General features: G+C 64.6%; 15 protein-coding genes. 11 read left to right on the plus strand and 4 right to left on the minus strand.

Annotated features, from left to right (window positions below):
* Together ABD848_RS17205 and ABD848_RS17210 are read right to left on the minus strand one after the other, a co-directional pair.
* Positions 1–1,102: alpha-amylase family glycosyl hydrolase (locus ABD848_RS17205; protein WP_344973353.1), on the minus strand; the 1,102-nt coding region annotated here is incomplete at its 3' end.
* A gap of 23 nt (positions 1,103–1,125) precedes the next feature.
* The gene (locus ABD848_RS17210) at positions 1,126–3,096 is read right to left on the minus strand and encodes an alpha-1,4-glucan--maltose-1-phosphate maltosyltransferase (protein ID WP_344973180.1); all 1,971 of its coding nucleotides are present in this window, start codon (positions 3,094–3,096) and stop codon (positions 1,126–1,128) included.
* A 564-nt stretch (positions 3,097–3,660) separates the two neighbouring features.
* Here ABD848_RS17210 and ABD848_RS17215 point away from each other — a divergent pair.
* The 7 genes from ABD848_RS17215 (at position 3,661) to ABD848_RS17245 (ending at position 11,606) form a co-directional block, all read left to right on the plus strand.
* Positions 3,661–4,488, plus strand: coding sequence for a type 1 glutamine amidotransferase domain-containing protein (locus ABD848_RS17215; RefSeq protein WP_344973182.1), 828 nt, complete (start codon positions 3,661–3,663; stop codon positions 4,486–4,488).
* 25 nt (positions 4,489–4,513) lie between these two features.
* Positions 4,514–6,136: a thiamine pyrophosphate-binding protein gene (locus ABD848_RS17220; protein ID WP_344973185.1), complete on the plus strand. Its 1,623-nt coding sequence runs from the start codon at positions 4,514–4,516 to the stop codon at positions 6,134–6,136.
* Positions 6,137–6,167: 31 nt separating this feature from the next.
* Positions 6,168–6,617, plus strand: a complete 450-nt coding sequence (locus ABD848_RS17225; protein ID WP_344973188.1) for a YybH family protein — start codon at positions 6,168–6,170, stop codon at positions 6,615–6,617.
* Positions 6,618–6,716: 99 nt separating this feature from the next.
* Positions 6,717–7,328 carry a DJ-1/PfpI family protein gene (locus ABD848_RS17230; protein WP_344973190.1) on the plus strand — a complete coding sequence of 204 codons (612 nt, stop codon included), beginning with the start codon at positions 6,717–6,719 and terminating at the stop codon, positions 7,326–7,328.
* Entirely contained in the window at positions 7,325–9,196 is a 1,872-nt protein-coding gene (locus ABD848_RS17235) for an AGE family epimerase/isomerase (protein ID WP_344973192.1), read from the plus strand. Before ABD848_RS17230 ends, ABD848_RS17235 begins: the two co-directional genes overlap by 4 nt.
* Positions 9,193–11,280, plus strand: coding sequence for a glycogen debranching protein (locus ABD848_RS17240; RefSeq protein ID WP_344973194.1), 2,088 nt, complete (start codon positions 9,193–9,195; stop codon positions 11,278–11,280). The genes ABD848_RS17235 and ABD848_RS17240 overlap by 4 nt, the downstream gene beginning before the upstream one ends.
* Positions 11,277–11,606, plus strand: coding sequence for an STAS domain-containing protein (locus tag ABD848_RS17245; RefSeq protein WP_344973196.1), 330 nt, complete (start codon positions 11,277–11,279; stop codon positions 11,604–11,606). Before ABD848_RS17240 ends, ABD848_RS17245 begins: the two co-directional genes overlap by 4 nt.
* Positions 11,607–12,153: 547 nt before the next feature.
* Here ABD848_RS17245 and ABD848_RS17250 read toward each other — a convergent pair.
* Positions 12,154–14,466, minus strand: coding sequence for a rhamnogalacturonan lyase (locus ABD848_RS17250; protein WP_425567589.1), 2,313 nt, complete (start codon positions 14,464–14,466; stop codon positions 12,154–12,156).
* A 603-nt stretch (positions 14,467–15,069) separates the two neighbouring features.
* Here ABD848_RS17250 and trxA point away from each other — a divergent pair.
* The 3 genes from trxA to ABD848_RS17265 all read left to right on the plus strand — a co-directional run bounded on the left by trxA (position 15,070) and on the right by ABD848_RS17265 (position 18,351).
* A complete protein-coding gene (gene trxA / locus ABD848_RS17255; protein WP_344973198.1) occupies positions 15,070–15,522 on the plus strand; it encodes a thioredoxin in 453 nt (150 codons plus the stop codon).
* A 747-nt stretch (positions 15,523–16,269) separates the two neighbouring features.
* Positions 16,270–17,562, plus strand: coding sequence for an MFS transporter (locus tag ABD848_RS17260; RefSeq protein ID WP_344973200.1), 1,293 nt, complete (start codon positions 16,270–16,272; stop codon positions 17,560–17,562).
* 237 nt (positions 17,563–17,799) lie between these two features.
* Positions 17,800–18,351, plus strand: coding sequence for a cupin domain-containing protein (locus ABD848_RS17265; protein WP_344973202.1), 552 nt, complete (start codon positions 17,800–17,802; stop codon positions 18,349–18,351).
* A 40-nt stretch (positions 18,352–18,391) separates the two neighbouring features.
* Here ABD848_RS17265 and ABD848_RS17270 read toward each other — a convergent pair whose 3' ends face one another.
* A complete protein-coding gene (locus ABD848_RS17270; RefSeq protein ID WP_344973204.1) occupies positions 18,392–19,591 on the minus strand; it encodes an ATP-grasp domain-containing protein in 1,200 nt (399 codons plus the stop codon).
* A 988-nt stretch (positions 19,592–20,579) separates the two neighbouring features.
* On the opposite strand from ABD848_RS17270, the gene asnB reads away from it, so the two are divergent.
* Complete coding sequence (gene asnB, locus ABD848_RS17275) at positions 20,580–22,421, plus strand: asparagine synthase (glutamine-hydrolyzing) (RefSeq protein WP_344973206.1); 1,842 nt, start codon at positions 20,580–20,582, stop codon at positions 22,419–22,421.
* Positions 22,422–22,434 lie beyond the last annotated feature (13 nt).

Consider the following 22,434-nt stretch of genomic DNA (forward strand, 5'->3'; position numbering starts at 1 on the left):
CCAGCAGCGGGGCCAGCCGTCTACGGATGCCCACGTTGGCGCGCATCCGCGGGTCCTTGGCGTACTCGGCGTACATGTAGTCCCGCTCCTCATCGGTGACCATCTCCAACGTCAACTCGTCGTGGTTACGCAGGAAAATGCCCCACTGCGCCCCAGAGGGGATGCTGGGAGTCTGGGCCAGGATCTCGGTGATCGGGAACCGGCTCTCTCTGCGTACTGCCATGAAGAGACGCGGCATGAGCGGAAAATGGAAGGCCATGTGGCACTCGTCGCCGCCGGTGGTGGGATCTCCGAAGTACTCCACCGCATGAGCCGGCCACTGGTTGGCCTCGGCCAGTAGAAGGCGGCCGGGGTACTCGTCGTCGACGATCTTACGAATCCGCTTGAGGAACTCGTGGGTCTCTTTGAGGTTTTCGCAACTGGTGCCCTCGCGCTCGTAGAGGTAGGGCACCGCGTCCATGCGGAAACCGTCGATGCCCAGGTCCAGCCAGAACCGCAGCACATCCAGCATGGCGTCCTGTACCCGCGGGTTCTCATAGTTGAGGTCGGGTTGGTGGGAGAAGAAGCGGTGCCAGTAGTACTGGCCGCGCACCTCGTCGTAGGCCCAGTTGGAGTGCTCGGTGTCGACGAAGATCACTCGGGCGTCGGAGTAGCGGTTCGTGGTGTCGGACCACACGTAGAAGTCGCCATAGGGGCCGTCGGGGTTCTCGCGGGATTCGATGAACCATGGGTGTTGGTCGCTCGTGTGGTTCATGACCAGGTCGATGATGATCCGAATGCCACGCGCATGGGCGGCGTCGATGAGTTCGACGAAGTCTTCGATGGTGCCGAATTCAGAGAGGAGCTCCCGATAGTCGCTGATGTCGTAACCGCCGTCGCGCAGTGGGGAGGAGTAGAAGGGGGGAAGCCATAAGCAGTCGACCCCCAGCCATTCCAGATAGTCCAGCTTGTTGATCAATCCCTGGATGTCTCCGGAACCGTCGTCGTTACTGTCGTAAAAGGCACGGACCAGGACCTCGTAGAAGATCGCATATTTGAACCACTCGGGCTCCACCCCCACCGGGCGAGCATCGGGGAAGTCGGCCGCTTGAGGCTCGACGATATTTCCGCTGGTGACACGGGTACTCAATGCGACCTCCACGCGAAGACGCGCGCGACCGACCGCTTGGGGTCGATCGTGACCGTGCTGGTGGCTGACAGTTCGACCACGCCCCCATAGATCTCGTCGAGCGCTGTGACCTGGGCACCGTCGTCCAGGCCGAGTGCGGCGGTGTCCAGCCGCACCTCCGCTTCTCGGGGACTGATCGGGGCCAGATCAACGACGCACAGCACGTGGTCCCCGGTGCCGGGATCGGTCTTGGAGTAGGCGATGAGCGCCTCGTCGGTTACGTCGTGGAAACGCAGAGTGCGCAGGTTGCGCAGCGCCGGATGGGCACGACGGAGCCGGTTGAGCTCGGTGATCCACGGCTGGAGGGACTCTCCCCGGCGTAGGGCTCCGGAGTAGTCTCGGGGACGCAATTCGTACTTTTCGGAGTCGAGATATTCTTCGCTTCCTGGACGCAGGGGCTGCCGCTCAAACAGTTCAAAGCCGGAGTAGACCCCCCATGTAGGTGAGAGGGTTGCCGCTAGGGCAGCACGCACCGCGAACATGTGCGGCCCGCCTTCCTGTAGGACGCGGTGCAGGATGTCGGGAGTGTTGACAAAGAGGTTGGGGCGCAGCCAGTCCGCTGAATCGACAAGTTCCGTGAGGTACTCGGTGAGTTCCCGTTTGGTGGTGCGCCAGGTGAAGTAGGTGTAGGACTGGGTAAAGCCGAGTTTGGCCAGGCCGTTGAGGATGGCTGGCCGGGTGAACGCTTCGGCCAGGAAGAGCACTTCGGGATAGGTCTCCTTGACCTGCCAGATGAGCCGGTGCCAGAAGTCGGGGGGCTTGGTGTGGGGGTTATCCACCCGGAAGATCCGCACCCCGTGCTCGATCCAGAAAGTGACAACCCGCAGGATCTCGGCGTAGAGCCCTTCTGGGTCGTTGTCGAAGTTGAGCGGATAGATGTCTTCGTAGGTCTTCGGCGGGTTCTCAGCGAAGGCGATGCTGCCGTCGGGCCGCGTGGTGAACCATTCTGGGTGATGCCGTACCCAGGGGTGATCGGGAGCGCATTGCAGGGCGAGATCGAGAGCGACCTCCATATCGAGGCGGCGAACCTCAGTGACGAAGGCGTCAAAGTCGGTGATATCGCCCAACTCGGGGTGGACAGCGTCATGGCCGCCCTCGCTGGAACCAATGGCCCAAGGCGAGCCGACATCGTTAGGTTCGGCGGTCAGCGCATTGTTGCGGCCCTTGCGGTTGACCGTACCGATGGGGTGGATCGGGGGCAGGTAGACCACGTCGAATCCCATGTCGGCGATCCGCCCCAACTCCCGCTCCGCTGTGGCGAATGTTCCGTGGACGGCCCGGCCGTGCTCGTCCCGTCCCCCCGTCGAACGAGGGAAGAACTCGTACCACGATCCGAACAGTGCGCGCGGCCGGTCGACCCAGATCCGGTGGGGATTGCTTGAGACCACCAGCTCGCGCGGTGGAGCAGCGGCAACGACTCGGGCAACCTCCGCACCGAGGGCTGGCTTCACCCGCTCAGACAGGGGCAGGTTGGTGTCACGCAGCGCAGCGGCTGCCCGTCGCAGCAGGTCGCGATCGTCACGGCTGCTGGATCGATCGGCCTGCCTGTCGATGAGCAATGCGCCGCTTTCGAGATCGTTGGCGAGGGCAGGCGCATCGACACTTACGGCGAGCTTGGCTGTGACCGAGGTCCGCCAACTGGTCCACGGATCACTCCAAGCCCTGATCCGAAACTCCCACATTCCCGGTTCGTCAGGAGTTACGACAGCCCGCCAGCGGTCGGTTCCGACGTCGGCCAGTTCCATTGGCACAGCACTGCGAGGGGCACGGGACCGATCTGCCAATTCCACCTCTGCGGCCAGCGCCTCGTGGCCTTCGCGCCATATCGTCGCGTGAACGGGAACTTGTTCTCCCACTACGGCCTTGGCCGGATATCGTCCTCCACTGACCAGGGGGGAGATGTCGTCGATCATCAAGCGTCCACTCATGGACCCACCTTTTCGCACGCCTTTTCCTTGCTCACCGTGTGGATTTTTCCAACCCAAGGGAAAAATCTGTCTTCCACGAACACGGGACTCCTGCGACGAGAGACATTGATGACTGGCCTCAACAGGAAAAATGCTGCGCACACCACCCAGGAAACGGTTTTTTGACCAATTCCGCATCCACTGCGACAGCTCGCACGGGAGGAAGACACACAAGAGCAGCACTTCACACTTCAAGACCGCCCCCATAATCAGCAGAATTCAACTCAAGGACAAGTGCCTGAAACGAATCGATCGATAAGCAACATTGATCGATCGAGCTGCTGTGGGCATCGAACATCAGGTGAGCGAACCGATACGGAGGAAACTGGAACCGCTTCGGTGACACGGAGCACTACGACTAAAGGGAGTTGGATAAGTAAGCATCGCTCTCAGGCGGGTTCTTGCCAAGGCTTCGGCAGAGCGGGTTGAATCATTTCTAGCCGCCACGAAGCGGCAGCCACGAAAGCAGCGGAACCGCTTTCGTGAATGCACAGGTCACCAATTGATCAGCTCTTGGAGAATTCCATGTCCAAACGAATCCTCATGGTCCTGTCTGAGTACGGCTACTGGGGAGAAGAACTTGTCGGTCCCCTGGAAAAATTCGACGCCAGGGGCTACCGCACCACATTCATGACCCCCACTGGCAAGCGTGCCCACGCGCTCCCGCCGAGCCTGGACCCCGACTACATCGACGCTCCCCTGGGACGCTCGGTCACCACTGCCGACATGGCACGCCGCGCGACCGAATTGGACGAATCCAGCCGGCTAGACAACCCGCTTAGCCTCATGGAGCTCATTCCCGAGCGCCCGTACTACAGCGCGCTGAACCATCTACGTGAACTAGAGGACTACAACCGTCGACTTGAAGAGGCGCTGGAAGGCGTCCTCTCCAGCTTCGACGCGCTCGTCATCGTCGGAGGTAGCGGTCCGATCGTGGACCTAGCCAACAACGAGCGACTGCACGAATTGATCATGGCCTTCATCGCCGCGGATAAACCGATCCTGGGCGAGTGCTATGGGGTCGCCCCTCTTGCCTTCGCTCGGGACCTGGAGACCCGCGCCAGCCTGCTGTGGGGCAAGCATGTGACTGGTCACCCGAAGGAGTACGACTACAAGGACGGGACCGGTTTCCTCGGCGTGGACTTCAACATGGGCCCGCCTCCGTACCCGCTGGAGTACATCCTGCGCGACGCCGTAGGCCCCGATGGCGGATTCCACGGCAATGTCGGCAAGGAGCTTTCGGTCATCGTCGACTATCCGTTCGTAACCGCCAGGTCCACCCCTGACTCGACCCTCTCCGGCGAGCTGCTCATCGAGGTGTTGGAGAACGGCCTACGCCGCTATGGCTGGTGACCGGCCCGTCTGGTTAGGAGGACATATGCGAGCCAGGCCAGGCAAAGCCGCTCTCTACGAGCAGCTCACCGCCGACGGCATCACCCACATGTTCGGCAACCCCGGTACCGTCGAGCAGGGATTTATCGACCTTGTCGACAACTCCCCGCTGGACTACGTGCTCACCCTGCACGAAAGCGTGGCCGTGGGTATGGCGGATGGCTATGCCCGCTCCACACAGCAACCCGGCTTGGTCCAACTGCACAGTGGGGTTGGACTGGGCAACGGCATCGGGATGCTCTACCAGGCCAAGCGTGGAGGCTCACCCCTGGTGGTCCTGGTCGGCGAGGCCGGGGTCCGCTACGATGCGTTGGACGCCCAGATGGCTGCCGACCTGGTCGGTATGGCCGAACCCGTGACCAAATACGCTACACGGGTACTGGACCCTTCCTCAGTGCTGCGGGTCGTGCGGCGAGCTGTCAAGATGGCTATGACGCCGCCCATGGGGCCGGTGCTGGTCGTCCTGCCGGCGGACGTACTCGACCAGGTCACCACCGAGCCCGCTATCCCCACCACGATCCCTTCGACTCGGGTAACACCCGAGCCGTCCGTGATCGCAACGGCTGCCGACCTGCTGCTCAGCGGAGAGCAACCGCTGGTCCTGATGGGAGACGGGGTATCCGTCAGCGGGGCACAGCAGCAATTGACCGCTCTGGCCGAACGGCTCGACGCCCCGATCTGGGGGGTGAACTCCTCCGAGGTCAACGTCGACACCACGCATCCGCTCTATCGCGGTCAGACGGGGCACATGTTCGGGGCGGTCAGCAGCGGCATCGTCTCCGAAAGCGACGCGGTGCTCATCGTGGGAAGCTACGTCTTCCCCGAGGTCTTCCCCGAATTGGGCAACCCTTTCCGCGACGACGCCAAGATCGTACATGTCGACCTCGACAGCTATGAGATCGCCAAGAACCTCCCCGTCGACCTGGGGATCGTCGCTGATCCACATCTGACGCTGACAGCTATCTCCCAGGAGATCGACCGACGCAGACCCAGCACGACGCCGATCGGGCCCACCGCCTCCCAGATGGAGGCGTCCCACGTCGGGGAGGCGTCCGAACCAGAGAGTGTCCCGGAGCTGTTCGCCGCACGGCTAGCCCAGCGCGCCCCAGCAGAGCTGGCGGTGTTCGACGAGGCACTGACTGCTTCGGGAACACTCACCCGCTACCTACCGCCTCGCGTTCCCGGCCGGTACTTCCAAACACGGGGCGGCTCACTGGGCGTCGGAATCCCTGGAGCTTTGGGCATCAAGCTGGCACACCCTGAACTGGAGGTTATCGGCTTCACCGGCGACGGCGGCAGTATGTACACCATCCAAGCGCTGTGGACCGCGGCTCGGTATGGAATAGCGGCCAAGCTCGTCGTCTGCAACAACCGCCGCTACCAGCTTCTCGACGACAACATCGAACAGTACTGGAGCGAGCTGGGGATCACACCACACGTCCATCCCGAGGCTTTCGACCTCTCTCGTCCCGACATTGACTTCACCGCGTTGGCGCGCTCCCTGGGCGTCCCCGCGACGCGGGTGGAGAAACCGGAGCAGGTGGACTCCGCTGTGACGGAGCTCCTCTCGCACGAGGGGCCTTTCCTGGTCGATCTGATGACCGCCTAACGATTCTCACCCCCGAAAGGAGCACCTTTCCATGACCATGACCGAGGCCAGCTTGGACGAGCAGAGCGTACGGCTTCTCGTCAAGGAATGGTACGAGGCGCTGGACCGGCACGACCCCGAAGAGAAACTCATCTCGTTCCTGGCCAGCGATGGCCTGGTGATGAACTTTCCCGAAGGAACTCTCCGCGGCATCGACGGTTTCCGCTCCTGGTACCAGGCGGTAACCAACAAGTTCTTCGATGAGATCCACGAGATCACCTCCGTGGATGTACGTATGCTCTCCCCCGTTCACGCCGAGGTCCGCGTCGTCGTGAACTGGCAGACGAAGGTGTGGAACGCTCCCGCCCCCAACAGCGAGTGGCTCGGTTTCGACGCCACACAGACCTGGTCAGTGGTCCTACAGGACGGGACGCCCCGTATCCGCACCTACACCGTTGACGATCTCACCCCTATGCCCGGCTCTGCCGAACTGGACGCCTGACCCCCTTCCCCAAGAAACACCGGCCGGCTCTCAGCCGGCCGGGTGCCGGGGCGGCATGCCGCCCCGGCACCTCCAACCAGGATGCGAGGTTTCCAAGTAATGGAGAATTCCGTGATTTCCCTGCCTGGCCCTCTGACCGGAAAGCGGATCGGGGTCCTCGTAGAAGGTGATTTCGTTGAGGAGGAAATCTCCTACTATCAGCGACGCTTCTCCGAAGAGGGCGCCGAGGTGGTCCTCCTCACCAGGCTATGGGGCCAGCCTTCGCTCACCTTTGCCGGCTATGAGCAGCGCGCACCACTCACCGTTGACGGTGACCTGGAGGACCTGGGCTACGACGGACTGTCACGGCTTTCAGCGCTGATTGTGCCCTCCGGCATGGTCGCAGACCGGCTGCGTTACACCGAGGATCTTGACCGCCCCGCCCCGGCGGTGGACCTCATGCGTCGCGCCTTCCGCATACCGCGATTGGTGAAGGCGTTCTCCTGCCACGGCCTGATGCTGCTCTCCACTGCGCCGGAACTGATCCGCGGCCGGCCGGTCACTTGCCACAACAACCTGGTCGGCGACGTCAGCAACATGGGTGCCCACTATCGGGACCAGGACGTAGTCGTCGACTCCGACCTGGTCACCACCCGTACTGCCGGCCACTGCCACCTCATGGCACGAACTGTGATCGATACGCTCAAGGCATCTGAGCAGGTGGCGGCATGACCGGAACACCCACTAATCCCAAAGCCGATGGAAGACGCGCGGCGCCGGATGCTCTGGACTTCACCTTTTCCGATGCAGCCGCCGGCTATGTGCTGGAGCGCGTCGGCAACCAGGTGCGGCTGCGGACCTTCGACGACCGTGTCCTCACCCTCCGCCTAACCGACACCACGTCGGGACAGCTCCTGCGCAACCTTAGCGATCCCTACAACGACGTCACCGGACGACTGTACGATCTACTCGTCCCGGGAGCACTGATCTTCAGCTATGGCCCCGTCTACCCGGAGGCGGAAGGACTGCGCTACCAGGCGAGCCGACTGGTTTTCGTCAGCGAGTCCCCTTCATCGCCTCCCTACGAAGAACCCGGCTGGTGGGTAGATCAGCTCTATGCCCTAGCCCGCTTCTACCGCAGGTCACAGTTTGGCACCGCACCGGCGGACTTCGGGAAGTACCGCACCGAGATCGGCGGCAGCGGAGAGAAGACTCAGCGTCATGTGCAGGAGACCGACACAATCTCCCGGATGGTTTACGGCATGGCGACCGCCTACATGCTGACAGGGGATGAGGACTTTCTAGAGGTCGCCGAACGCGGCTCGCGCTACCTCCACGACCATATGCGTTTCGCCGACCCCACCGAAGAGGTTGTCTACTGGTACCACGGGATCGACGTCTCCGGTACACACGAGCACAAACTGTTCGCCTCGGAGTTCGGCGACGACTACCGTGCCATCCCCGCCTATGAGCAGATCTATGCACTCGTCGGCCTCACCCAGACCTACCGGCTCACCGGCGACCCTCAGATCAAGGCCGACGTTGAGGGCACAGTACGCCTCTTCGAACGCTTCTTCGCCGACCCCAAGCTCGGAGGCTACTACTCCCACATCGATCCGGTCACGCTCTCACCACACCACGACTATCTGGGCCCCAACCGGTCGCGCAAAAACTGGAACTCCGTGGGGGATCACGCTCCCGCCTACCTGTTCAACCTCTACCTGGCCACTGGCGAGGAGCGCTACCGGCGGATGCTGGAACACACCTTCGACATGATCGTCGCGCATATGCCCGATCGAAGCCCTGAGGCTAGCCCGTTCGTTTACGAGCGCTTCCACGGCGACTGGACCCCCGATCGCTCATGGGGATGGCAACAGGACCGTGCGGTCGTTGGGCACAACCTGAAGATCGCTTGGAACCTGACGCGGATGAACGCCCTGACCCCTAAAAACGAATACCGGGCGCTGGCCGAGCGCATCGCAGACACAATGCCCGCTCACGGTCGGGACCCACAGCGGGGCGGCTGGTACGACCTAATGCAGCGCGTCGCAACCGACGGACGGCACGACTTTGTCTGGCACGACCGCAAGACCTGGTGGCAGCAGGAGCAAGCCATCCTCGCCTATCTCATCTTGGCCGGCCAAACCGGCAACTCCGACTATCACAAGCAGGCACGCGAGTCTGCGGCCTTCTACAACGCATTCTTCCTCGACCACGACGAGGGAGGAGTTTACTTCACGGTGCTCGCCGAAGGACTGCCCTACCTCATCGGCGACGAGCGGCTCAAGGGCAGTCACGCGATGAGCATGTACCACAAGGCGGAGCTGTGCTACCTCGCCGAGGTTTACACCAGGCTCCTGCTGCGTGCCGAACCGATGGACCTGTGGTTTCGCCCCAGAAGCGACGCCACGTTTCCCGACCAGACGCTGCGCGTTGCCCCCGACGTACTGCCGAGGGGACGGGTAGCGCTGGACCAGGTGACTATTGACGGCAGCCGTTACACCGACTTTGACGCGGAGTCGCTGAGCATACGTCTCCCCCATAGTGACAACCCCATGACGGTACGCGCCCGACTACGTCCATCGGAGACCCGACGATGACCAAGACCCCAGCGCGCGATACCGCTCCTTTGGCCCCGACGCTACGGACGGCTCCGGGAGAACCGACACGGCTGGGCGCACACGCCGTACCGGGCGGGATGAGCTTCGCTGTGGCGGCGGCCCCAGGGGCACGCCTATCCCTGGTGTTGTTGGACCCTGACGATGGCTCCGTAGTGGAGGAACTCCCGTTCCCAGAGGAATACCGGGTCGGCAACGTGCATACCATGCGGGTATTTGGCCTCGCACCGGAGAGAACCCATTACGGCTACCGCGTCCGCACCGACCACGACGGCTCTACCGTCCCCCCCATACTGCTGGACCCCTACGCCAAGGCGCTTGCGGGAACCGGACCGTGGGGGCACCGTCCACGGTACCGTTCGGCCGTCCTCGCAGCGGATTTCGACTGGGGCGACACACCACGTCCCCGGATACCCACTGAGGACCTCGTCATCTACGAGCTACACGTGCGGGGGTTCACCCGCGATTCCTCCTCGGAAACGGTGGCTCCCGGCACTTTCGCCGGCCTCCGGGAGAAGATCCCCTACCTCAACCGACTGGGTGTCAACTGCGTCGAACTGCTGCCCGTCTTCGAGTTCGATGAGACCGACAACACCTACACGTCACCAATGACGGGTGCTCCGCTACTGAACTTCTGGGGTTACAACACCGTCAGCTTCTTTGCACCGAAGGCAGCTTACGCCGTCGGCTCCTCCGCCGCCCGGGAACTCAAGGAAATCGTCCGTGCCCTGCACAATGCCGGGATCGAGGTGATCCTCGACGTCGTCTTCAACCACACAGCGGAGGGCGACCACCGCGGGCCCACCCTTTCGTTCCGCGGCCTCGACAACGACGCCTACTATCTCCTCACTCCGGAGGGCCAATACCGCAATCTCACCGCCACCGGTAATACTGTCAACGCCAATCATCCCCTGACCCGATCTTTCATCCTCGACTGCCTGCGCTACTGGGCCAGTGAATTCCACATCGATGGCTTCCGGTTCGACATGGCGCCCATTCTGGCGCGTGACAGCACCGGAGAACTGATGGATAACCCACCGCTGCTGGAGGCCATCGCCCACGACCCCGTACTCGCCGACTGCAAACTCATCGCTGAGGCAACCGATGCCACGGGGCTGGACCAGGTGGGAAGCTTCCCTTCCTACAAGCGCTGGATGGAATGGAACGGCCGCTACCGCGACGCTCTCAGGCGCTTCCTCATCGGCCGTTCTGGCGCCGCCAACGACGCCGCCGCTCGGCTGGTAGGCTCCCCCGATCTCTACCCTGACCGGGGCCCCACCGCCTCAGTGAACTACATCGCCTGCCACGACGGCTTCACCCTTGCCGACTGGGCCAGCTACGACCGACCGCACAACGACGACAACGGGGAGAACGGGGAGGACGGCATCGCAGTCAACGACAGTTGGAACTGCGGTGCGGAGGGCCCCAGCGACGACCCAACGGTTCTGCGGCTACGCCGCCAACAGGTCCGCAACGCGCTCCTTTTGCTCCTGTTCAGCAACGGCGTCCCCATGCTTCTCGCCGGTGACGAGTTCGGCCGCACCCAGTGGGGTAACAACAACGCCTACGGCCAGGACAACGCCATAAGCTGGATCGATTGGGACCTCGCCGAGCAGAACAGGGGGCTGCTGCGCTTTGTCCAGCGCTGCCTAGGGTTCCGGCGGGCCCACCCGGTCCTGCGCCGCCGGACCCCCACCAGCGGTGAGACTCCCGAGGGCTGGCCCTACCCGCCGGTGAGCTGGCATGGCAGGCGCCCCTGGGAACCAGACTGGTCACCAGAGTCCGGTCTGCTCGCCCCTTTGTTCCATCAGCAACTCCCGGCGGGCCCATCGGACACTGTCTTCATCGCGGCCAACGCCCGGTCCGCGCCTACCGAGATCCACCCGCCTTCCGCCCCTGCCGGCACCCACTGGCACCTGTTCGCCGACACAGGGGCACCTGATGGCAGCGACGCGCACGCTGTCGGGAGCGAGCCGCTGGTGGACACGTCGGTCCCCCTACGACTTACCGGGCACTCCACTGTCGCACTCGTTGCGCATCCCGCAGAAAGGGGACACACACCATGAATTTTGAAGCCTTCCTTGGATTCACTGGTTCCACGGCTACCCTGCACCTGGCCGGCTCCCTCGATGATGCGAGTCTTCCTGTGCTGCGCTCTCTCGTGGATCAGGCAGTACAGCAGCCGCTACGTCAACTGGTGCTTCGCATCGACGAGTTGGAGTCGATGACTCCCGGCGGGGTGCGTTGCCTGGCCTTCGCTCAGCAGCATGTGGCCCCGGATGTGGAGATCATCGTCGATGGCGCCAACGAGCAGGTAAGGGAAGCCATGCGCCTGGGTGGCTTCGACCAGGCTGTAACCTTCGTCGCGGAACGAGCGGTGCTAGCCGGGTAGCTCCGCCGTTCGGAGAGACCGATGAGAGACGAGCACGCCTGTCTATCGGCCGAACCGGCGAAGGGCCTTCTGGCCTGATGCGGGACGCGGTACTCGGCCCGATGGGCCAGTAAGCCCTCGTAGCCTACCGGCCGGCCTCTTCGATCTGGTGCGGCGTCGACCACGGTGCAGCCGGCTACGCCGGTCTCTCATCATCGGCCGGCGCCTTGGCCAAGGTGAAACGCCGGCTCGTGCTCCCAAAGCAAAACACCGCATCTGGTAGCTGAGGCCGACCGCCCGATGCGGAATCGTCTCCGGCACCGCATCTCCGTGAGCGACGCGCGGGCGCCTACCTTCACAACTCACGGATTGCCAGTTGGCAGACGGCCGCCCCTCGGGTTGGTCGTTTGGCGAGGAACCGGAGCTACGGTGCCGGGGCCATCGAGCCCCGGCACCGTAGCCGTGTTCCTCCGCCCCGTAGTCGGCCTATCCGGTCGGGGGCCTTTCCTGCGCGAACTCTCCGCCCTGCCACCTACACAGCTACGGAAGAATCTAGCCAATCATCGTGTTAGTGGCCGGCGTAGTCGGCCTCGGGCACGGGCACCTGCGACCAGTCGATGTCTGAAGCCAGGTAGAAGCTCGGATAGGTCGGCTGGTTGTAGGAGGTCTGCTGCCCGGCGATACCGACCCGGTACTGCGGGTCGTGCATGAGGGTGTAGAGCTTGTGCCCGGTCACCTCGGTGGAGGTGTAGATCCGGATCGCCTCCGAATCCTCTGTGCGCAGCAGCAGCTCCTCGCGCCAGTCGCCGAACACGTCAGCGACCAGGGACGGGTTGCCCTTGGTCCCGTTGTTGGTCAGGGTGCCCTCGGCGGTGAGCAGCGTGCCGTCCTGCCAGTCGTCGACGGTGGGGGCCTGCCGCCCGTTGATGATCTGCGTGGTCATATCCGCCGACCAGCGGATGCTCATGTTCGTGCCGGGCACGTTGTCGCGGCCCAGGAACTCGCCGTCAGCCGTCCACAGGCCCGCGTCGATCTCCTGACCGGGTGGCATCGACGACCACGCCTCCAGGCCGGGCACGCTGGGGTCGATGTCGCCGACCATGCCGCGCCCGGTGTCGACGCCGGTGTACTCGCCGAAGAGGACCTCACCGGTGGCGCCGTCGCGCATCGCGAACCCGTAGGGCGCGTAGGGGCCACCCTCGTGGACGCCCCAGATCTCCGTCCCCTCCCGGTTAGGGTCGAAGTCGCCGACGTGCAGGGCGTCGCCGTGGCCCAGCTTGACCCGCTCGCCGGGGACCGCGCTGTCGGGGTGGCCGGTGGCGTAGGAGGAGTACAGTAGCGAGCCATCATCGTCGATGGTGGCCGCACCGTAGACGATCTCCTGCTTGCCGTCGTCGTCGACGTCGGCGGAACTCATCTGGTGGTTGCCCTGGGTGGTCAGGGTGCCGAACTCGGGATCGGTACCTTCGACGCCGTGCGGAGCGTCGTTGAACGGGTTGGACATCGGCGCGTGCCCGCTGTCGACGAACCACTCTTCGGTGAGGTTCTCGCCGTCCCAGCGGTAGGCCGCCATGGTGGAGCGCGTGTAGTAGCCGCGGGCGAACACCGCCGAAGGGTTTGTGCCATCCAGGTAGGCCACCCCCGAGAGGAACCGGTCCACGCGGTTGCCCGGCTCGATGCGCGACATCGCGTAGTCGCCCCACATAAGGCCGTCGTCGCCGCGCGGCGGCCGGTAGTCGACGGTATCCAACTCGGTGCCGCTCTCACCGTCGAACACGGTCAGATACTCCGGTCCGGTGAGGACGAAACCCTCGAACTCGCGCAGTTGGTTGCGGCTGCTGCGGTTAGGGGCGTAGGTGTCCATGAAGTAGTCGGCCAGCGCTTCGGCGTCCTCACGGGAGAGCGGGTAGTCGTAGGCCGGCTCGATGCCGAAGGCCTCCTCCAGGGTGGCCGGCCAGTTCCCGGCCACGACCTCGGGGTGCTCGTGCCAGCTCTGGAACATGCCGACGACGTGGTCGTAGTAGTCGTCGGCACTCATGCGGTAGTCGTCGCTGTGGGAGTAGCCCGCCGCGACATCCTCCTCCGGGAGGGTGATGTAGTCCTCGGAGGCCACCTCGCCGTCGTCGTAGCTGATGGTCGTGGTGCCGGGTGCAGTCTTGAACATCAGCTCCGAGCGGCCGTCGCCGTCGAAGTCGTAGACGAGGAACTGGGTGTAGTGCGCACCGGAGCGGATGTTGACGCCCAGGTCGATGCGGTGCAGCAGTGTGCCGTCGCGGGTGTAGGTGTCGATGTAGGTGTTGCCGGTGTAGCCGACCTGGGAGACGTCCTTGGAGTTGTCCGGGTCCCACTTGACGATGTACTCGTAGTGGCCATCGCCGGTGACGTCGCCGACGCTCATGTCGTTGGCGGTGTAGGTGTACTCTTCACCGACCGGCGTAACCCCGCCCTCAGGCTTTTGCAGCGGCAGGTCGTAGTGGCCCTGCGGCCAGACCGCGACCGACTCGCCGGCCCACCGGGGTCCGCGGGTGACGACGCGGTACTCGGCGTCGGCAAAGCCCTCGGTGTCGAGGTAGTTGGTGCTGTCGGTGACGGTGGCGATGCGGCGGCCGTCGCGGTAGACGCGGAAGGACGGCGAGGTCAGGCCGTTGGGAGTCGCGGCGTTGACCTCGTGTCCCAGCAGCCGCCAGCTCAGGAAGACGCCCTCTTCGGTGGAGACGGCGACCAGCCCGCGGTCCAGGTCTTCCAGTTGGACGTCCTCGCCGTGACCACCGTGACCGCCTTGGCCGTGGCCGAAGGGAGTGGCGTGGGCCGCCACTGCTCCGGTGGCGGCGAGGGCGAGGGCGCACCCACCGGCGGTCAGCGTCCGGAGGGTGACACGCAATTTATATTGAATCGTTTTAATTGGCCGCAAAGGGGCCTCCCGGTTCTCGATCTCGGGATATGGGGGATCGATCAGCGCAGCAGGTACACCCGGCAACGCGCATCGAACGGTGTGATCAAATGTAAAGGGAAAGCGGTTTCCGTCAAGAGGACAGCGGGAATTCGCAGCTCAGAAACCCCCTTACCAGCGCCATTCCCGCTGGTAACACCCTTGTTCGGCAATCTCGCGCGTCATGCGGTAGTAACACAGTTGTCACCAGAGGGCTTGACCATGGCATGGTCCCGTACCGAGCGAGCGGGAGAGGCCTGGCGCGTGATGCCTGGCAGCACGTCCACCCCGCGGCTACCGCGCCCTCGCTTCCCGGACGCACAGTCACGCCACCAACCTGCGATTTCGCGTGATCAGCCAGCGCTGTGCCCGACAGTTCCCGCTTCTTTGCCGCCCCAGCACTCCCTCCTCCGGCCGCTGGCCCTCAACCTGTAGCGACTAAAGCGTTACAGTGGTCGGCAAGGCGTCGGGCAAGCTGACTGCCCGGCGGCAGGGTGTCGCCAAAGGCGACGGCTTGAGGCCGGCCATAGGGGCACCGGGAAAAAGGGGGTGCCGATGAGCGCTGCAAGCACCGCACTGCGGAGTTGCCCGCACTGCGGGCGCAAGAACCGGGTCCCCAGGGACGGCCGGGGAACACCGCGCTGCGGGGCGTGCCACACCCCCCTGCCATGGGTGGTGGAAGCCGGCGACAGTGACTTCACCGAGGTCGCCGACAACGCCTCCCCCTATGTGCTCGTGGACCTGTGGGCGCCGTGGTGCGGACCATGCCGACAGGTCAGCCCCGCATTGGAGGAGATCGCTGCCGAGCTGGCGGGACGCCTCAAGCTCGTCAAGGTCAACGTCGACACCGCGCAGGGCGTGGCCGGGCGTTTCGCGGCGCGCTCCATTCCCACACTGGTGCTGTTGCGGTCGGGCCGTGAGGTCTCGCGGCAGGTGGGAGCGGTGCCCAAGCAGGCGCTGCGCTCCTGGGTCGAGCAGACGATCACGCCGCGGTCAACCCGCGGCTAGGTTGTTGTTTTTCAACGGCTGGGGTAGGGGCCGTGGGCAGTGTTCCCCGTTCGCTCGTGCCTCGATCGCTGCGCGATCTCGGCAGCCCGCGGAGGCAGTCACCCGCGTGCGCCCACCATCCACCCTTCCACCCCAGCCACGCCCACGACGCCGGACCACTCACCCGCGTGCGCCCACCACCCTTTTCAAAAAACAACACCCTAGAGCGCGAGCCGGCGACCACTGCCCCGTGAGGGTGGCGACGGGGACACGAGCGGCCCACCACGCGGATAGACACGGTTGAGGGCGGTCGGTGCCCGCTGCGCTGAGAGCGACCGAGTCGCCGAGGCCGCGGCTCGCACGGTCAGCCACCCCGCCGCTGTGAGAAGATCCTCGCCGCCGCCGGCGGCAGTGCGCGCCGAGGGACGGGGGCCGGCGGTACTATGCAGGCACAGCGACACCGCTCCCAGCGCCACTTCGTCAAGACTCCAGCGCCTGAGCGGACTCGCGCCAGCAGCCACCGCAGCACGGGGGCGCGATCGGCTCGTGTTGCCGGCGCGAGACAGCCCGCCACCCGGCAACGATGCCGCTTTCTGCCCGCGACGTCCGAAAACACCCCCAATACCCCCGAATTCGGTTTCGACGCTGTCGTCTGGCCCGAGTCTTTGACGGTTCGCCACGCGTTTCGACGCCATAGCTCATTGTCTCGGCGACCTCCAGAAGCGCTGTGAAGCACGGCCTCGCGGGTTTGACTTGCGGAGGAGTGGAATGAGAAGTGCAGGGCACTCCCGTTTCGGCGAATTATGGCGCAACGGCGACTTTCTGAAGTTCTGGGCGGGCGAGACCATATCGCTCTTCGGTGCGCAGGTGACGCTTCTCGCGCTTCCGCTCATCGCTGTACTGGTCCTCGACAGCGACAGCGGGGAGGTGGGGCTGCTGCGATTCATGCAGATGTTGCCCTACCTGTTGTTCTCGCTGTTGTTCGGGGTGATCGCCGACGGTCGGAGGCGGCGCCCGTTAATGATCGGCGCGAACGCGGTGCGTGCCGTCATGCTCGGCTTCGTCCCCCTGCTCGCCCTTGCCGACCTGCTCAATCTCGGCCTGCTCTACGTCATCACCTTTGTCGTTGGTCTCGGCGCGGTGATGTTCGACGTCTGCTGGCTGTCGTACGTTCCGACCCTGGTCAAGGAGCGCAATCTTCTCGCGGCCAACGGCAGATTGGGGGCCACCTCCTCGGCGGCGGAAATCGGCGGGCCGGGCCTGGGCGGCATCCTGGTCCACCTGCTCTCCGCACCGCTCGCTCTCGCCGTCAACGCGGTCTCCTGCCTCGTCTCGATCGCCTCCCTGCTGCTGATTCGGGCGAAGGAGGTCGTGCCGCCGCGCCGCCCGGAAAAGCGCAATGTCATGAAAGAGGCTGGTGAGGGAATCCGCTGGGTTTTCAGCGACCGGAAATTGCGTGTCCTCGCCCTCCTCGGGTGCTGCTACAACTTTTTCACGACATTCGTCGACACGGTTTTCCTGGTCTATGCGGTACGGGAACTCTCTCTCGGTGCCGACGAGATCGGAATCGTGCTGGGTTTCGGCGGCGTCGGCGGGCTGCTCGGCGCGACAGTGGCCAACCCGGCCAGCCGCCGGTTCGGGCTCGGAAAGGTCTACGGAGCGAGCATGCTGCTCGCGTTCTCCGCCTGGATTCTGATCCCACTCGCCGGCGGTCCCTACGCGCAGATCCTGGTCATGGTCATCGCGGCCCACTTCCTCACCGGTTTCGGAATGGGCGTGGGAAACGTCATCAGCATCAGCGTCCGGCAGACGGTCACCCCCACAGCGCTCATGGCCAGAATGAACGCGGCAATGCGCATGCTCATGCACGGGGTGGCCGCCGTCGGGGGGCCGGTCGGTGGTTATCTCGGCGGTCTGCTGGGGCTGCACACCGCGCTGGTGATCGGCGCTGTGGCGGCCATCTTGGTCGTCCTGCCGATGTTGCGCTCGCGCATCGTCCGGCTGCGCGACATCTCCGAACTCAGCGAGGAGCGCGCGGCGGAGGCGACGGCGCGCGAGTGAGGCCGCCGCCGGAGAGAGACGGCTGCGGATACCCCGATGTCAGATTGCTCATACCTGTATTCCGAAGGGCTGACACCTGGCTGTACCGTGTCCGCCTAACCGTGCGTGCCCCTACGAGGCAACCGCTTCCGTTTTTGCCGGCTGGGTGCCGTGCTGCTTCCCATCCCCTTCCCCGGATTCGTCCTCTCCCTCGGCCAGCCCCTCGGCCACCGGCAGTGACACCACAAGGAGACCACCGTGGCTTTCGAACCCCGCCTCGTCGTCACCGGCCATGAGCCAGACGGCACCTCTGTGTTCCTCAGCGACACCCAACTCGACCCCGTCACCGTCGGTGCCGCGCCGGGGCTGGCGTTCTACCTGCTGTGGGGCACCCAGGAGGAGATCCCGACCGTCGGCTCCACCCCTCAACAGCCGACGACCCTTCCGTTCTTCGCCGGCCCGGGCGGCACTCGATTCCTGCTGGCGCGCTACGAGCCGGAGTCCAGCACACCCGAGCCGGTGGGCGATCCGGCCGAACTCGACGCGGAAGCCGCGCACAAGCTCCCCGGACTGCTGGAGGTCGACGAGCCCGACCACCCCGGCATGCACACCACCGACACCCTCGACTACGCCATCTGCCTGACCGGCGAGCTGTATCTGGAGTTGGACAACGGTAAGGAGGTCCTGCTGACCCCGGGGACATGCGTCGTCCAGCAGGGCACCCGCCACGCCTGGCACAATCGCGGCGAGGAGGCCGCGGTCATGTGTTTCGTGGGAATTGGCGCCAAGCGGGAACCACGCGCGCAATAGCCGGTCGCCCGGCACGGGCAGCGATGGCCCGCTGCCGCCGTCACCCCGGCGGGTCGGCGGGGCGGGTGACCACGGCGAGCAACCGGCGGACCTGTTCGAGGTCGACGGCCAACTCCCCCGGATTCTCGGCTGCCAGCACCACTTCCCCGGCGCGTTCGCCCGACGACCGCGCCGGGGAGACTTGCTGCCCCGGCGCAACGGTTACGTTTGCGCTCACCACGCAGGGCTGGGCGAGAACGTCGTCGAGCCCCTCGACGGCGACGACCGTCCCCGCCGGCGCCGAGGGGAGGTAGCTCGCGGCGAACCGGACCGGAGCCTTCGGCGGTTCCGGTAGTTCCCAGCCCAGCGCCGCCCGGATAGCCATCTCGAACCAGTCCACACCGTAGGCCAACCCGAGCAGATCCATGAGGCAATCCCCCGGCGTACGTACCGCGATCTCCATCACGGCCGGCCCGCTGGGGGTGAGTTTGAACTCTAGATGGACGATGCCGGTGCGCATGCCGATCGCTTCAAGGACGGCTGGGCCCAGGTCGGCGGCGACGGCGTGAGGGGTGTCGCCGGTATCGGCCGGGGCCCAGTGGGCGACCTCGACGAAATCCGGCGGTCCCGTGGTCTCCTTCTCCGTGAGGTTGGCGCACCACACGTTCCCGTCGCAGACCAGCGCCTCCCAACTGTACTCGGGCCCCTCCACCGCCCGTTCGACCAGCAGCCGCCCCTCGCCGTCCCTACGGCGAGCCGCCTCGCGGTAGGCCGCCATGTCCGCGACGAGTTCGACTCCATCGCTGCCGGCCGAGGACAGCGGTTTGAGGACGACCGGCATTCGGGGCTCAGCCCATTCGGCGGCGTCAGCGATCCGCTCCGTCACGAGATATTCGGGTTGGCCGATACCGGAAGCGCCGAATCGCGCCCGTTGCAGTGCCTTGTTACGGGAGAGCGTGGCCGCACGCAGTGACGGGCCGGGCAGGCCGAACTCGTCGGCGACGAGCGCTGCGGCCATGACATGGGGCTCGCTGAAGGCGAGCACCCCGTCTGGCTGGCAGGCGCGCGCAGCCGTGATCGCGGCCTCGGCCCACAGTTCGTCGGAGCCGCCACGACACACAGTGACCTCGTTCGCCGCTTCTTCGATCGTGGCCGCACGCTCGGCGACCTCGACCGCGTGCACCCGCACACCGAGCCGCCGCGCGGCATCCAGGTACGGCCGTCCCGACTTGCCTACCCCGACCATCAGCAATGTCTGCACTTGACTCTCGTCCCTTTGTGTCGCAGCTAAGAAGCGGGCTGAGCGGAATGCTCCCGGCGGCGCACCACGTCCAGAGGAAGGCAGGCCCGCGAACCGAAAACAGGAGGAATGCACCTCCTTGGCGGAGATGCGGCGCTCCCGGTGGCAGGTGAGGAGATCTCCACCGGACTACCGCGAAAAGCTCCACGTGGTCACTTATGGTGCCATCCTCCACCTTTGCAGGGAAGCGGCCTCTTGCTTCCCGGGCGCGCGGGGTGCGGCCGTGCCGGTCTCGGCACAGCGCCTGAGTGAGCCACAGATTCGGTGTGCTTTTCGGGCCACTCTTTCCATGAATATTTCTTCCAAGCAACAGCGAGGTTACTTGAAACGATCACAAAACCGGAAACCTTCCCCCTCAAGAGCACTGCGAACTGGGACTATTCTCCCCTTGCACCACAACCCGCGCCACCCAAACGCTGACCAGCGAAAAGCTATGTTTCACCCGTGTTGCACCGCACCCTCACATCTCCACTCTGCGTATCTTCCAGAAAACACTGCATATCACCGGGCACCTGCGGAGCAGAATGTTTCTAAAAGGTAAAATATCGATGCCTGCCACTTGGCACTCAAAATGAACCCCACCCAGCACACGACGGAAAATCCCACCACATCGCCGCTGCAACCTTTGTTACGCCCGCACCACAAGACAATGTAGTGTGATGTACATCACTTTGCGGTCGATATTCCCAAAATAATAAGATTCACAACGAAGCGCCATTCGGGGGAATATCACACGACACGCCTTGACCGACAAGGCGAATCAACACCACATTCGAAAAATCTAAAGGCATCCCGCTTTCCGAGAATAAACAAAAGCTGGGACCATTCTTTCTACCCATCTTCCAGCTCCCCCCGGTTCGTTTTCTGTTCTGTGGCGTTTTGACTGTCCGCAGCGGCGCGGCGAGCCAAGAAGGACAAGACGAAGCACGAGATACTGGGAGGTACTCAGGTGAGTGGCCTGGTGGGGTGGATCGATCTCCAGCGCGACCTCAGCCGACACGGCGACGTTGTCCATGCGATGACGGAGAGGATGCGCAACCGCGGTCCCGACGGCAAGGGCACCTGGCTCTCCCCCCACGCGGCGCTGGGCCACCGGGAGCTGGCGACCTCGGGCGTGCCCGCCCACGAGCAGCCCCTGTGTGTGGAGACGAACGCGGGACCGGTGACCGCCACTCACATCGGACGGTTCGACAATGCCGACGAACTCAGACGCGACATCGAAAGCGCCGGTGGCATCGTCAGGAACGGCACCGACACCGAACTTCTGCTGCACGCTTTCCTGCTCTGGGGGACCGACCTGCTCGACCGCGTCCACGGCGGCTTCGCGTTCGCCATCTGGGACGGCAGGACACGGCAACTGTTCCTGGCGCGCGACCGGCTGGGCGTCAAGCCGCTCTACTACTTCGCCTACCCCGGCGGGCTCCTCTTCGGCTCCGAGCCCAAGGCGATCATGGCCAACCCGCACTTCGAGGCACGGCTGGACCTGCACGCACTGCCCATCGTGCTACAGCCCCGACTGGCCATGCCCGGTGAGACGCCTTTGGCCGGACTGCACGAAGTGCCACCCGCACATGTCCTCACCTACTCACAGGCGGGCCTGTCCCACCGACGCTACTGGGAGCTGACCAGCCACCCCCACCCCCACTCCTTTGAAAAGACCGCTCGCCACGTGCGAGAGCTGCTGGAAGAGATCATCGGCCGCCAGCTCAGCACGGCCGCCCCCATGGGGGCGATGCTCTCGGGCGGCATCGACTCGACCTCGGTCGCGGCACTGGCGATGCAGGCTCTCGGACACCGCGCCCCCGACAGCGACCTGGCGACCTACTGCGTGCGGTTCGAAAACGACGCGGAACCCTTCGTCGCCACCGAACTGCGCCCCGACGTGGACGCCCCCTACGCCTCCGCAGCCGCCGAGTTCCTCGGGACCCGCCACACCACGCTCAGCGCCACCACGCACGACCTCCTGGAGGTCATTCCCGAGACCCGCCGCGCCCGCGACCTCCCCGGCTGGGGACAGTTCGACGCATCGATGTACCTGCTCTTCCAGCGCATGCGGCGCGACTGCACGGTCGCCCTGACCGGCGAGGCCGCCGACGAGGTCTTCGGGGGGTATCCCTACTTCTTCAAGCCGGAGGTGCTCCAGCGCAACCGTTTCCCCTGGCTCGGCGACGGCCCCAAGCTCGTCGACTTCCTCTCCCCGGAACTGACGGCCCTGGTCAAACCGGAGGAGGACGAACGCGAGCGGTACGCGCAACTGCTCGCCAGAGTGCCACGGCTCCCCGGCGAGGACGCCGAGAACGCCCGGATGCGGGAGGTGTTCTTCCTCGGCCTGGCCGGACCGCTGTCGGTGATCCTCGATCGCAAGGAGCGCATGAGCATGGCGCTCGGCCTTGACGTGCGCGTCCCCTTCTGCGACCACCGGCTGCTGGAGTACGTGTGGAACGTGCCATGGCAGCTCAAATGCACCGGTGGCGTGAAGGGACTGTTGAAGGCCGCCATGGCCGACGTGCTCCCCCAGGCCACGCTGCAACGCAAGAAGAGCGCCTACCCGCACGTACAGCATTCGGAATACGACCGGATGCTCATCCGCCAGGCCTCATGGATCGTCAATGACAGCCAATCCCGCCTGGCGTGGATGTTCGACACAGAACGGTTCAACGAACTGATTCGCCGGATCAGCGCCAACGAGCTGAATTCGGAGCTACCCGGCGGGTCCAACCAGGCGGGACTACTGATCCAACTCGTCGAGATGCACAACTGGGTCGACGAATACCAGGTATCTGTGCGCTGATCCCACCAAAAGC

Source organism: Salinactinospora qingdaonensis (assembly GCF_039539445.1).
GTDB lineage: Bacteria > Actinomycetota > Actinomycetes > Streptosporangiales > Streptosporangiaceae > Salinactinospora > Salinactinospora qingdaonensis.

Coding starts and splice junctions, on each gene's coding strand:
- ABD848_RS17210 (WP_344973180.1), bottom strand. CDS start 3,096: ATGAGTGGACGCTTGATGATCGACGACATCTCCCCCCTGGTCAGTGGA.
- ABD848_RS17215 (WP_344973182.1), top strand. CDS start 3,661: ATGTCCAAACGAATCCTCATGGTCCTGTCTGAGTACGGCTACTGGGGA.
- ABD848_RS17220 (WP_344973185.1), top strand. CDS start 4,514: ATGCGAGCCAGGCCAGGCAAAGCCGCTCTCTACGAGCAGCTCACCGCC.
- ABD848_RS17225 (WP_344973188.1), top strand. CDS start 6,168: ATGACCATGACCGAGGCCAGCTTGGACGAGCAGAGCGTACGGCTTCTC.
- ABD848_RS17230 (WP_344973190.1), top strand. CDS start 6,717: ATGGAGAATTCCGTGATTTCCCTGCCTGGCCCTCTGACCGGAAAGCGG.
- ABD848_RS17235 (WP_344973192.1), top strand. CDS start 7,325: ATGACCGGAACACCCACTAATCCCAAAGCCGATGGAAGACGCGCGGCG.
- ABD848_RS17240 (WP_344973194.1), top strand. CDS start 9,193: ATGACCAAGACCCCAGCGCGCGATACCGCTCCTTTGGCCCCGACGCTA.
- ABD848_RS17245 (WP_344973196.1), top strand. CDS start 11,277: ATGAATTTTGAAGCCTTCCTTGGATTCACTGGTTCCACGGCTACCCTG.
- trxA (WP_344973198.1), top strand. CDS start 15,070: ATGAGCGCTGCAAGCACCGCACTGCGGAGTTGCCCGCACTGCGGGCGC.
- ABD848_RS17260 (WP_344973200.1), top strand. CDS start 16,270: ATGAGAAGTGCAGGGCACTCCCGTTTCGGCGAATTATGGCGCAACGGC.